Genomic DNA, 14,136 nt, shown 5'->3' with positions numbered 1-14,136 from the left:
TGCTTAACTATTGAAAATCGTTTTATTGCATTAAATTTGTGTGATATTTGTCCGGCAATTGCCAGGCATTTGTTGTTTGCAATCATATTATTAAAACTGAAGTCTAATTGGTGTAAAGTTGATTGTAAGACGATCAATAATTTTTGTAAAAAGATCAAATCAAAAAATATTATATGTTAGGTTCAATAACCAAAGCATTCTCTAAAATTTTTGGTACTAAATCAGATCGAGACCTTAAAGAGATCAGACCTTATTTGGCCAAAATTGATGCAGAATATAAAAAATTATCATCAGTTTCAGATGACGAACTAAGAGCTAAAACAGCTTACTTCATTGATTATATCCAAAGTGGGTTAGCTTCAATTGATGATCAGATTACATCAAAGCAAGAAGCAATAGAAAGTGATACGAAACTAGATCTTGCGTTCAAAGACAAAACTTTCAAGGAAATTGACAAGTTGAAAAAAGAGCGTAATGAGAAATTAGAAGAAATATTAATGGACCTTTTACCGCAAGCATTTGCAGTGGTAAAAGAGACAGGCAGAAGATATACTGAAAATAAACAAATCACTGTTACTGCCACGGACTATGACCGTGAAATGGCAGTGAAATACGGTAATATCACGATTGAAGGTGACAAAGCAACTTGGTCAAACAAGTGGTTAGCAGCCGGAAACGAGGTGGAGTGGAATATGATCCACTATGATGTACAGTTATTGGGAGGTATTTTCCTTCACCAAGGGAAAGTAGGTGAGATGATGACGGGTGAAGGTAAAACACTCGTAGGTACATTGCCGGCTTACTTAAACGCATTAGCAAAAAGAGGTGTTCACGTAGTAACAGTAAACGATTACTTAGCAAAACGTGACTCGGAGTGGAATGCACCTTTATTCCAGTTCCATGGTTTATCAGTAGACTGTATTGATAAGCATCAGCCTAACTCTGAATCTCGTAGAAAAGCTTATCAAGCAGATATCACTTATGGTACAAACAACGAATTTGGTTTTGATTACCTTCGTGATAACATGTCGAGAGACAAAGATGATTTAGTACAGAGAGAGCATCACTTTGCAATGATTGATGAGGTCGATTCAGTATTAATTGATGACGCTAGAACACCATTGATCATTTCAGGTCCAGTACCAAAAGGTGATCAGCAAGAAGAATTTGGTGAGTTAAGACCAAAAGTACAGCATTTAGTAGATGAGCAGAGAAAGCAGACTCAAAAAATGTTGAACGAAGCGAAGAAATTAATCAAGGATGGAAATAAGCAAGAAGGTGGCCTTCAATTACTGAGAGCACACCGTTCGTTGCCGAAGTACAAGCCATTGATTAAATTCTTAGGAGAAGAAGGAATGAAGCAGTTGCTTCAAAAAGTGGAAGGTGAATACATGGCGGATAACAACCGTAGAATGCCTGAAGCAGATGAGCCTTTATTATTCGTAATCGAAGAGAAAAACAATAGCGTTGAATTAACGGAAAAAGGTATTGCTTCTGTCACTGGAGCCAATGCCCCTGACTTCTTTATTCTTCCTGACTTGGCAACAGGTATTGGTAAGATTGAGAACGATCCGGCAATGTCAGATGAAGAGAAGATTGAAGCTAAAGATGCAATCATCGCTGAGTTTGATACAAAATCTCAACGTATTCACTTGATGAAGCAGTTGTTGAAAGCCTATACGTTATTTGAAAAAGACGTAGACTATATCTTGGTGGACAACAAGGTGAAAATCGTAGATGAGCAGACTGGCCGTGTTATGGAAGGTCGTCGTTACTCAGATGGTTTACACCAAGCTTTAGAAGCAAAAGAAAATGTAAAGATCGAGGATGCTACTCAAACGTATGCAACGGTGACTTTACAGAACTACTTCCGTATGTACCACAAACTGACAGGTATGACAGGTACAGCCGAAACGGAAGCAGGTGAATTCTATGAAATCTACAAATTAGACGTAGTAACAGTTCCAACTCACCGTCCGATTATCCGTGACGACAGAGAGGATTATGTATATAAAACAATCCGTGAGAAGTTTAACGCTGTAGCGGAAGAGTGTCAAAGACTTGTAGAGCAAGGCCGTCCAGTATTGGTGGGTACTACTTCAGTTGAAAATTCAGAAGTAATGTCTCGTATGTTGAAAATGAGACGTATCGAACACCAAGTATTGAACGCCAAACAACATGGTCGTGAAGCAGATGTAGTTGCTAAAGCTGGTCAGCCAGGTACGGTAACTATCGCAACCAATATGGCAGGTCGTGGTACCGATATTAAGTTGCCTGATGAAGTGAAAAATGCAGGTGGTTTAGCGATTATTGGTACATCACGTCACGAATCTCGTCGTGTAGACCGTCAGCTAAGAGGTCGTTCTGGTCGTCAAGGTGACCCAGGATCATCTCAATTCTTTGTATCATTGGAAGATAATCTAATGCGTTTATTCGGTTCAGACCGTATAGCAAGCATTATGGATAGAATGGGTCTTCAAGAAGGTGAAGTAATTCAGCACTCAATGATTACAAAATCAATCGAAAGAGCACAACGTAAAGTAGAAGAAAACAACTTCGCGATCCGTAAGCGTCTTTTGGAATATGATGATGTAATGAACTACCAAAGAGAAGTAATTTACCGTAGACGTAGAAATGCGTTATTTGGGGAGCGTCTACAAGTAGACGTGATGAACTCTTTCTTTGATGTAGCTTCAAATATTGCTGAAACTCACGTAGGCAACTACGAAGGTTTCAAATTGGATGCATTAAAAATCTTAGGTATCTCTACTAAAATTGCTGAAGATGGATTCCAACATCAAAACGAAGAGCAGTTAACACAAGAGTTATATAAAGAAGCATTAACGCATTACAAAGAAAAGAATGCTCAGCTTTGGGAGAAAGCAAAACCTGTTTTCGAAAAAGTAAAAGAAGAAAGAGGTGGTGTAGTGGAGAACATTGTGATTCCATTTACAGATGGTCATAAGATGTTCCAAGTGCATGTAAACCTTGAAAAAGCGTTAGAAAATGACGGTGAAGAAGTAGTTGGAGCTTTAGAGCAAAACGTTACTTTGGCAGTGATTGACCACTTATGGAAAGATCACTTACGTGAAATGGACGAATTGAAGCAACAAGTACAAAATGCCGTTCACGAACAAAAAGATCCATTATTGATCTACAAGTTCGAATCATTTGAGTTGTTCAAAACGTTCTTAGCGGAAGTAAATGACGAAATCATCAGCTTTTTAGCGAAAGCGAAGATTCCTGTACAGGAAGCACCTCCAATGCCAGCTCCTCCTCCAATGCCAAAACGTCCAGAACCACAAGTGACAGCCAACAAGGCAGATGCAGGGTCAGCATTAGCTCCTGACTCAACTCCTCAAGGTGGTGATATACCTGAAGCTCCAAAAGGGCCAGTGGAAGTAGTAAAACCACGTCAGAGTGATAAGACTTACCAAAGAAATGACAGAGTAACTGTAAAATACAGTGACGGTACTGTCAAAAAAGGGGTAAAATATAAATCTGTGGAGAATGATATTCAAAACGGAAACTGTGTGATTATTGAAGGGTAATTTTAATATCACACATAAAAGAGGCTGTTTCATTTTTTGAGACAGTCTCTTTTTTTTGATACTACTTCAATACAAATGATTAAATGCTTAACTTTGATCGTTCCATTATTTCTAAATATAAATATGAAACTACTAATTCGTTATACATTTATAGCATTGCTAATGAGTGCAATGGCTTGTAAACCTTCTCAACCTAAACAAACGGTGCCAGCTTCTGATCTTGTTGATACAGATTTTAATGCTTATTTGCCGAAGGCAGAAGATAAAAAAGAAGAAGTTGTTGAGCAGGTGCCTCAAGACCAAGAAGAGCTAGGTATTCCAGAAGGAGATGTTAATGTGGAAGTGGATACGATTTTGGCTCATTTATCCTCAAGAGATTTAGGTGGAATACAGGTATATAGAATATTAGTTTATTCAGGCAGAGAAAGAGATAAAGCTGAAGAAGTAGTAAGCTACCTTAAAAATGAATTTGGTAACTACGAAGTAGAAATGACGTATGAACAACCTAATTATAAGGTAAGAGTAGGATATTATTTTGACCGATTGACTGCACACGGTGTTCACACAAGTCTTAAGAAGAAATTCAGATCTGCATTTGTAGTGAAAGAGAAAATGCACGTAGATAAGGTAGCAAGAAGAATCAAAAGAGCAAATGCTGAAAAAGCAGCCGCTATGGAAATAACTGAAGAGGACGAATATTAAAAGATAAATCCCTTCAAAAGGAAAAGGAGAACTGATTTTTAAATGGTCAGTTCTCCTTTTTTATTTTCACAGGAAAGAGATTTAGCCCTTAAGCAGTTATACATTTAAAATTGGGAAAAGTTAGATCTTCTTTTTTTGATTGTATAACTGCTTAATTCCTCTTACTTTTTTGTATTGCTTTTGATTGCAGAAGCGATATCATCCCAAACAGGAGAAGGAATAGCATCTAAATGATTAAACTCTCCGGCACCTTTCAGCCATTCACCACCGTCAATAGTGACCACTTCTCCATTGACATAAGCAGAAAAATCAGACATCAGATAAGCCGCCAAGTTGGCTAATTCTTGATGCTCTCCCACTCGGCCTATAGGCACTTTTCCGGCTTCATCAAATTGACTTCTTAAATTTTCAGGGAATAAACGATCCCAAGCCCCTTTTGTAGGGAATGGCCCCGGAGCAATGGCATTCGAGCGAATTCCATATTTTGCCCATTCTACCGCGAGTGATCTTGTCAGTGCCAAAACGCCAGCTTTTGAAGAAGCGGAAGGAACCACATATCCCGATCCAGTAGAAGCATAAGTGGTAACTATATTCAGCATAACGCCTTTCTGTCCATTGGCAATCCAGTATTTGCCCATGGCCAAAGTGAAATAGTAAGTTCCTTTCAAGACAATATCAACAATAGTATCAAAAGCCTTGTGGCTCAAACGCTCTGTCGGGCTGATAAAATTACCCGCCGCATTATTCAAGAGTCCGTCTACTTGTCCAAACTTATTGACAGTTTGCTGGATGACATTTTCAATCTGATCGTATTTTCTTACATCACAAACGACATAAAAAGGACGCTTTCCAGTTACTTCTTCTAGTTCATTGGCTGCCGCTTGAAGTTTATCTTCTTTCCTACTGCAGATTGTAACATCGGCTCCCAGCTCAAGGAAATATTTAGTCATGGACTTGCCTAGGCCAGTTGCACCTCCGGTAACGATATAAGTTTTCCCTTCAAGTGCCCCATCTCGTAGCATTGGTTTATTATACATGTGAGTATTTGGTTTATGTATCTAAAAAGTGTTGTACTTTGTTTATTGGTGAACTAATATAATGAGTATTCGATTTTTATGCATTAAAATGAGCTAAAAAGAACTGTTTTTACAATAAATTCTAAATGTACATAGATTATACCTTTTTAATTTCAAATAGACTACTTCTTATTGTTTGAACTTTATCATCTTTGCATTGTGTGACAAGTAGATGTAGTTTAAATACATCGACCTAAAGCCAAATGAATCAAAACTAAACCAAATGAAACAGATTTTATCAATCATTTTGATCCTTGTCAATGTGTCCTTTCTTTCTGCTCAATCTTTTCAGATTTCAGGACAGCTTATTGATAAAGACAACAGCGAAAGCATTCCCTATGCATCTGTTAAACTTTTAGATGCCAATCAAGAAATTATCACTTTTACGAGTTCAGATTTTGAAGGAAACTTTGAAATGAATAAAGTGAAAAAAGGGGAGTATAACATTGAAATTTCCTTTGTTGGATATCATTCTCTTCATAAGTCGATCTCTTTATCGGACCATTTGAACCTTGGTACAGTATATCTTAATCCTAATGTGCAACAGTTAGATGAGATTGTAGTAAAGGATTTAAAGGAAACGGTTTCTACAAAAATCGATAGAAAAGTGTATGATGCTTCTGATTTTGAAACGGCAAGAAGTGGTACAGCAACAGACATGTTGAATAAGCTTCCTCAAATTTCAGTTTCTCCAGAAGGCGATGTTTCTGTTCGTGGTACACAAGGTTTTATGGTGTATGTGAATGGAAAACCGACACAGATCGATCCTTCCACTTTATTATCTCAAATTTCGGCAGGTTCCATTGAAAATATTGAAGTAATTACAGTGCCTTCTGCCAAATATGATGCACAAGGAAAAGCGGGTATTATCAACATAACAGTCAATAAATCAGAATTAGAAGGTACTTCTATTTCAGCCGGTGGTATGCTTGGCGGGTCACCTTGGAGAGATGGTGCTGAACCCGTTCGTGGTGGTGGTAATTTCAATATTACACATCAAAAAGATAAATGGACTTTTAATGCAGGCGCCAATTATTTGAGTAGAAATGTTGATGGTCGCCGTGAAGGTGATTCAGAAATTACACAAAGAGATAGTGATGGAAATCGTACAGGAACGTATCATATGGATGCAGCAGGTGATCGTCCGGAATGGCATGTGAATTACTCAGCAAACGCTGGTGTAGGTTATGATTTTAATGAAAACACCTCTTTAAAAGCTTCTTATTTCTACGGTCATAAGAGTAATAAGCGTACAGCAAATTATGTTTACCATAACTATTACAAAGATTTAGACGGTCAAATGATTGATGGATCTGAGGAGTACATTTACAACCCCAACACCCATAATCGTTTTGGTGATTTCCATACTGCCAACTTAGATTTTTTCCATCAGTTTGAAAATAAATCAAAGTTAAACCTTGGTTTAGTTTATGAGCATTCAATTTTGGGTGATGACTTGGACAACAAAAACCAAGTGTATAATAAAGGAACAGAATCACCGGAAGAAACAATTCTGACGCATTATACTCAAGTGACAGATCAGCCTTTACATGCTATCCGTTTTTCTTTGGATTATGAAAAACCAATCAGCGACAATCAAACGGTTTCTTTTGGTGTGCAACCTCAATTCCTAACACAAACAGGTAATTACAATTATGATACATTGAATTTGAATAATGGAGATTGGGAACAACATCCCTACTCAAATTCTTATGAACTAAAACGTAATATCTATGCAGGTTACGTTGATTATGGTGCAAGATTCGGGAAATTAAACTTAAAAGCAGGTCTTCGTTTGGAGTACACGGATCAAGTGATGACAGTAGGTAATTACGCTGTTTTCCCCATCATAGATGTACCGGAGCAAGATGAGTTTGTGGTGCAACAATTAAATGCTTTCCCTTCATTGAACTTAGATTATGAGTTTAATGAAAATAATAGATTAATCTTCGGAGCAAGTAGACGTATCAACCGTCCACCAACAAAAAACATGGCTCCTTTTCTTTATAGAAGACACTTTGAAGTATATGAAGTTGGTGATCCAACACTTCAGCCTGAATTTGTGAACTTAGCAGAGGTTACTTTTGATAAGAAAATCGGAAACCAAAACATCAGTTTAACGGCCTTTTATAGAGGTGTTGAAAATGCAGTATTCCGTGTGAATGTGGTGAACGAAGGCGAAAATGTTTTGATGAGATCCTATACCAATGCGGGTGATGATCAGTCTTTGGGATTGGAATTGAACTCTAATTTCAATATCGCTAAAAGAGTGAAGTTATTTATGGGAGGGTCGTTATACCACTATGCCATCAATGGCTCTATTTATGGACAGACAATCGATCAAAGTAGCTTAAACTGGAGTTGGAAATCAACGCTGAATACGGAGCTGACAAAAACATTAAGTTTTGTATTTGACATCGATGTACAATCGGCTACTGTAACAGCTCAAGGACAAAATGATTTGTTCTATATGTCAAACATCGCTTTAGTTTACAAACCGACATCAATGCCGGATTGGACCTTTACAGGTAGAGCGAACGATATTTTTCAATCTAACATTAAAGGTTTAGATACGACAGGTAAGGATAGAAATTCGAATGAAAATACGTTCTATCAAAGAACAACTTACTACAGATATGGTCCAATCGTAGAGTTTAGTGTGAACTACACTATGAATGCTAAACCGAAGAAAAAAGGCAAGAAAACAGAATTCGATAAGCAGTTCTAATCACAAGGTTTCCTTTTAATAATTTACACCCTCAATCACCCGATTTTGAATGGATATATCATTTAAAGTCGGGTGATTTTTTTATTTATTTTGAATAGAAGTCAGAGACTTCTTTTGATCTCTCAAGCACAAATGACGCTGTCGCTTAACATTTGCGCTATGGGGAATCAGTACCACTGGCGCGAATGTTAAGCGACAGCGCCATTCGTGTCCTACAGATCCTTAGAAATCTCCCGATTTCTACTTTCTGCTTCATCCCCAATTTTCCCGATTCATCCTCCAATTTCCCGGCTTCGTCTTCCTTTAATTTATATACAGCGTTAGAATGGGGAAGTTTGTGTTATCATCAAATCATAACATTAAACTTATTCAACCAGATGAAAAGCAAATATATATATCTAATTCTGAGTCCTCTGATTATCATTATCGCTGTTTTTGCAGTGAGTGCATTACCAGAAAAAGAACCTGAAGCACCGCTTGAGGGAAAAAGTGATTTAGCAGTAAAAGTGGAATACGCGAAGTTGGAAACCTTACACAATACAATTGAAGTAACGGGAAAACTGAAAGCGAAAGATAGATATGAAATTTATGCGGAAGTAGAAGGACGTTTGTTGTCTTCCGCTAAAAAATTCAGAGAAGGAAATTATTACAAAAAAGGTCAAGTGGTATTACAGATCGACAAGCAAGAGCGTTATATGACATTACTTGCGGATAAGAGTAATTTTATGACAGATCTAACGGCAATTTTACCTGATTTAAAAGAAGATTTTTCAGAAAGTTATCCCACTTGGAATCAATACTTAAAGGAGTTTGATATTCATCAACCCTTAAAAGAGTTACCTACGCCTAAGACAGAAAAAGAAAAATATTTTATCGCCGGAAACGGAATTTACAGCTCTTATTATACCATCAAATCATCTGAAGAAAAGTTAAGCAAATATACAATTTACGCTCCCTTCAATGGCGTAATTTCAAAAAGTAATGTGGAAGCTGGAACAGCGGTAAGAGCCGGTGAAGAGCTTGGAGAAATGGTCAGCCTGTCTTCTTATGAATTGGAAGTGACAGCCCCGCTAAAAGATATTGAACATTTCAAAAAAGGAAGCAAAGTAAACTTGTATTCTTCTGAATTAGAAACGGAATGGACAGGTACAGTCATCCGAATTGGAAGCACGTTAGATGCGAACTCTCAAAGCGTAAAAGTGTATATCCAAACTTCAGGCAAAGACCTAAAAGAAGGGATGTTCTTAACGGCAAAAGTAAACAGTACATCATTTGAAGATGCAATTCAAATTCCTCGAAAATTAATATTTGAAGAAAATCAGATTTTCATTGTAGAGAACAATAAACTGAAGATTCAGAAAATTGAAGTGCTGGAGTCTTTCAGATCTGAAGCAATCGTAAAAGGTGTTTCTGCTAACTCGGCAGTATTGATGACCAACATCAAGAACCCTTACGAAGGAATGAAAGTGCAAGTGATGAAATAAGCGGATCGAATCATGAAAAAATTAATATCCTATTTTATAAAGTTCCCAGTGGCTGTCAATCTGGTAATGGCACTCACATTGGTGATGGGTTTTATAGCGGCAAGTAAAATTACAAGTACGTTTATGCCCAATGCTCCTCAGCGTTTTATTTATGTTGATGTAGTTTACCCAGGTTCATCTGCTGAAGAAGTGGAGGAAGGTGTAATTCTGAAAATTGAAGAAGAGCTGAAAGGGCTTGAAGGCTTGGACCAAATCACTTCTTATGCTCAAGAAAACGTAGGTAAAATTACGTTGGAAATGTTCAAAGGTACTGATATGGATGAAGCTTTGACGCGTGTAAAAAACGTGGTAGAAGGTATTTCATCTTTCCCTTTGGATGTGGAATCAGTGGTTTCTAAAAAGCACGAAGATGCCAATTTTAGCTTTATGTTTGGCATTACAGGTGATGGTGTTTCATTAAAATCTCTAAAAGAAACCGCTAGAAAGGTAGAGAAAGATTTACTGGCGAAAAAGGGAATTTCTAAGATTGAGATTTCAGGTTATCCGAACGAAGAAATTGCAATTCTGCTTCAAGAAGACGCTTTGGAAAGTTATAATATGACTTTTGAAGAAGTGGCTATGGCAGTACAAAGTGCCAACCTAGAAATGACAGGTGGTAGTATAAAAGATGGTGAAGAAGAGTTTTTTATCAGAGCAAAAAATAAAGGCTATTCTTCAACAGAGATGGACTACATTATCATCCGTCAGACGGACAATGGAGGTGTGATTCGTTTGAAAGATGTAGCCAAAGTAGTAGATCAGTGGGAAGATGCTCCAGCAAGAGCGACTTTGAATGGAAAAAGAGCAGTAACGGTTACTATCAACAATACTTTCAGTGAAGATATTTTAGCAACAGCAGATATTTTATATGAATATATTGATGAATTCAATGCTGAGAATGATGTATTGCATATCGATGTAATTCGTGATCAATCAGATTTATTAGGACAGCGTTTAGACCTTCTGATTGACAATGGTATTCTAGGAATCATCTTGGTATTAATTGTTCTTTCACTTTTCCTTAACCCTAGAATTGCCTTTTGGGTAGCTATTGGTATACCCTTTTCTATATTCGGAATGTTTATACTGATCTCATTTACAAGTGTGACGATCAATATGATTTCACTTTTCGCCTTGATCGTTGTACTGGGAATTTTGGTAGATGACGCCATTGTAGTAGCAGAAAACATCTATCAGCATTATGAAAAAGGCAAGCCTGCTATTCAAGCCGCAATTGACGGAACAATGGAAGTTCTTCCAGCCGTAATTTCAGCCGTATTAACTACTATCGTTGCTTTCTCTACTTTCCTTTTCATTGACGGAACAATGGGTGACTTCTTCAAAGATATGTCATGGATTGTAGGTCTGATCTTATTCGTTTCATTAATCGAAGGTTTAATTATTCTTCCAGCTCACTTGGCATTTTCAAAAGCATTTAAGGCCAATGGAAAAGCGGAGGCGAATATTGTAACAAAGACAGTTGACAAATACCTGTTCAAGTTCAGAGACAATGTGTATTTACCTATTCTTGAATTCACATTGAAAAACAAAGCCATCACATTCAGTATTACAATAGCCCTGTTTATTTTCTCAGTGGGAATGATGGCGAAAAAAGTAGTACCAGCCACATTCTTCCCAAGTATTGAAGGAGATGATGTGACGATCACTTTGGTCATGCCTAATGGTACACAACAAGAAGTGACTGAACAAGGAGTGCTGCAAATTGAAAACGCAATTGATATCGTCAATGAAGAAATGAAGTCTGAGCAAGAAGGCAATAAAGATATCATCAAGAAAGTAAACATGGTCTACATGGGTTCGGGCCACCAAGTACAATTCAACCTTACATTATTAGGTGCAGAGGAACGTTCTGGATCAACTGCCGATGTCAGTAATTTACTATCAGAAGCCATCGGTAAAATTCCAGGTGCGGAGTCGATCAGTTTTGCTTCTTTCTCTCCTTTTGGAGATCCTGTAGTAGTTTCATTAAGAGGTGATGATTTAGAGGAATTGGCAATTGTGAAAAAGGAATTGAAACTCCGTATGGAGAAAATGCCTGAGTTGAGAAATGTAAAAGACAACAACCCTACAGGTAACAGAGAAATCCATATTTCTTTAAAAGATAAAGCCTACCAACTTGGACTTACTGAACAACAAGTGATCTCTCAGATCCGTCAAGGTTTCTTCGGTTACGAAATCCAAAGAATTCAAAGAGGACAGGATGAAGTGAAAGTTTGGGTACGTTATGATATGGACAACAGAAGCAGTTTTGGTGATCTAGAGAAAATGAAAATTAGAATGGGAAATGGTGTTGCGTATCCTTTCTCAGAAGTGGCCAATTTCACTATTGAAGACGGTTATTCATCGATCAACCATATTGATTTCAATAGAGAAATGAAGTTGACGGCTCAATTGAAAAATCCTGATGATGCTCTTCCAGATATTTTAAATAAAATCAAGACAGAGTTATTACCTGACCTATTAAAAGAGCACCAAACAGTAGAAGCGGATTTTGATGGTCAGAAAAGAGAGCAGGAGAAAGTAGGTAACTCAGCGGCGAAAGTAATTCCGATTGTATTTATCCTCATGTTCACGATCGTGGTCTTTACGCTAAGATCATTCAGTCAGTCGTTTATCGTTTTCGCACTTGTCCCATTAAGTTTTATCTGGGTGGTATTAGCACATTACCTTCACGGGTTTGCCATTAGTTTGATGTCCTTTATGGGAATTATCGCCTTGCTTGGTGTGATGGTCAACGATGCTTTGGTATTGATCAATGCATTTAACCTCAACCTAAAAGCAAAAATGAGTTTTGATGACGCATTGATTGAAGCTTGTCTATCTCGTTTCCGTCCAATCTTATTGACTACCGTAACGACTGTAGCAGGTATGGGGCCAATGGTTTTCGAAACTAGTTTACAAGCAAGATTCCTTATTCCGATGGTGATTACGATCTCTTACGGAATCGCAGGAGCAACCCTAATCACCCTTATCGTTCTTCCAGTTTGTATTAAGATGTTCAACCAAATCAAGGTGAAAATCAAGAAGATCAAAACAGGTGAAGAAGTAAATCAAGAAGCTGTTGAATCAGCAATCAAAGAATTAGCATACGACTATGAAGAAGCTTAATATCATCTCTACCCTCTGTTTCTTACTGTTGGCAGGAAATAGTTTTGCTCAAGAAAAAATGAGCATTAATGAGGCAATTCAATTGGCATTGACCAACAACCACAATCTAAAAGCGGTGTCCGTCAATAAAGAGCAAGCCAGCAATAACGCTACTGCAGGTATGGCAGGGATGTTACCTTCCATAACTGCAAATGGTACTGCAGATTATAGTAATAACGATACGGAGATGGAGTTCATGAGCACAGGAGCTCCATCAGAAGGAGGCGATAACAGAATGCAGTTGGACAATGCGGCATCCACGACTTTTGATGCGAACATCAGAATGGATTATGTATTGTTTAATGGCAATGGCAATCGTTTTACATTAAATCAGCTTCGTGAAAGTGCTACTTTGGAAGATATACGTTTTAAGCAGGAAGTTGAAAATACAGTACTTCAAGTAGTAGAAGCATTTTATGATATATCGCGTGAGCAAGAAAACCTCAATATCTCCAAAGCAACAATTGTCACATCGAATAAAAGATTAGAAAGGTTGAAGAACCGTTATCTTTTAGGTCAGTCGACAAAGTTGGAAGTATTGAACGCTGAAGTAGATTTAAATAGTGATAGTACGGCTTACCTTCAAACGGAACAGGCTTATTACACAGCTATTAGAAAACTGAATGTGGTATTGGGAGGTGAAGTGAATGCTACCTACGAAGTGGATGCTGATTTTGAATTTATAAATGGTTTGACTGCTGATAAAGTATTGGAACAAGCTATGACTGAAAACCTTTCGCTTTTAGCACAGCACAAGCAGGAAGAGATTACAGAATTGGATTTGAAAATTGCGAAAGCAGGAAAATCACCGACACTTTCTACTTACGCTCAATATGGTTACAACAGAATGAATAATGATGCAGGGCAGGTGCTTTACAGTGAAAACTTAGGGATGTCAGCCGGAGTGACCATGTCATTTAATGTATTCAACGGACATCAGCAAAAGAAAAAGGAGCAGAATGCAAAGCTAAGCGTAATGGCACAACAGCAAAATACGATGCAGTTGACCAAAGAATTACAAAGAGACGTGATGAATGCTTGGTCGGACTACGATTACAAACAACGTATCGCCAACATGGAAGCGAAAAGCATGGAACAAGCCGAATTAAACTTCAGACAAACGAAGGAACAATACGAATTAGGACAGGTTACAAGCATTGATTTCCGTACTGCACAGACCAACCTTCAAACTGCAAAAAATAGATTAAACGATGCCTTATACAACGCCAAAGTAGCCGAGTATTCCATCTTACAATTATCTGGAGACCTACTAGATCAAATTAATGAATAGAGAAGTGTAAACCCGTTATCCAGCACTCAGGTCTTCGGGCTTGGGTGCTTTTATTTATTAATGGGGAAATTATTCAAATGTGCATTAAACTATAACT

General features: G+C 37.6%; 7 protein-coding genes. 6 read left to right on the top strand and 1 reads right to left on the bottom strand.

The annotated features are described in order from the left end of the window. Window positions 1-173: 173 nt before the first annotated feature. Window positions 174-3,551: a preprotein translocase subunit SecA gene (gene secA, locus AVL50_RS22415; RefSeq protein WP_062618673.1), complete on the top strand. Its 3,378-nt coding sequence runs from the start codon at window positions 174-176 to the stop codon at window positions 3,549-3,551. A 123-nt stretch (window positions 3,552-3,674) separates the two neighbouring features. Next, a complete protein-coding gene (locus AVL50_RS22410; protein WP_172826902.1) occupies window positions 3,675-4,253 on the top strand; it encodes an SPOR domain-containing protein in 579 nt (192 codons plus the stop codon). A 161-nt stretch (window positions 4,254-4,414) separates the two neighbouring features. On the opposite strand, the gene AVL50_RS22405 is transcribed toward AVL50_RS22410, so the two are convergent. Continuing rightward, window positions 4,415-5,290, bottom strand: a complete 876-nt coding sequence (locus AVL50_RS22405) for an SDR family oxidoreductase (RefSeq protein WP_062618671.1) — start codon at window positions 5,288-5,290, stop codon at window positions 4,415-4,417. A 262-nt stretch (window positions 5,291-5,552) separates the two neighbouring features. Here AVL50_RS22405 and AVL50_RS22400 point away from each other — a divergent pair, with 262 nt between their 5' ends. The 4 genes from AVL50_RS22400 to AVL50_RS22385 all read left to right on the top strand — a co-directional run bounded on the left by AVL50_RS22400 (window position 5,553) and on the right by AVL50_RS22385 (window position 14,039). Then, a complete protein-coding gene (locus AVL50_RS22400; protein ID WP_062618670.1) occupies window positions 5,553-8,057 on the top strand; it encodes a TonB-dependent receptor domain-containing protein in 2,505 nt (834 codons plus the stop codon). 377 nt (window positions 8,058-8,434) lie between these two features. Then, window positions 8,435-9,541, top strand: coding sequence for an efflux RND transporter periplasmic adaptor subunit (locus tag AVL50_RS22395; RefSeq protein WP_062618669.1), 1,107 nt, complete (start codon window positions 8,435-8,437; stop codon window positions 9,539-9,541). A gap of 12 nt (window positions 9,542-9,553) precedes the next feature. Next, window positions 9,554-12,709 carry an efflux RND transporter permease subunit gene (locus tag AVL50_RS22390; RefSeq protein ID WP_063850839.1) on the top strand — a complete coding sequence of 1,052 codons (3,156 nt, stop codon included), beginning with the start codon at window positions 9,554-9,556 and terminating at the stop codon, window positions 12,707-12,709. Beyond that, window positions 12,696-14,039: a TolC family protein gene (locus AVL50_RS22385; RefSeq protein ID WP_062618667.1), complete on the top strand. Its 1,344-nt coding sequence runs from the start codon at window positions 12,696-12,698 to the stop codon at window positions 14,037-14,039. Before AVL50_RS22390 ends, AVL50_RS22385 begins: the two co-directional genes overlap by 14 nt. Window positions 14,040-14,136 lie beyond the last annotated feature (97 nt).

Source organism: Flammeovirga sp. SJP92 (genome assembly GCF_001583495.1).
GTDB lineage: Bacteria > Bacteroidota > Bacteroidia > Cytophagales > Flammeovirgaceae > Flammeovirga.
The sequence above is the reverse complement of the archived record's forward strand: the minus strand, read 5'-3'. Positions and strand labels throughout refer to the sequence as shown.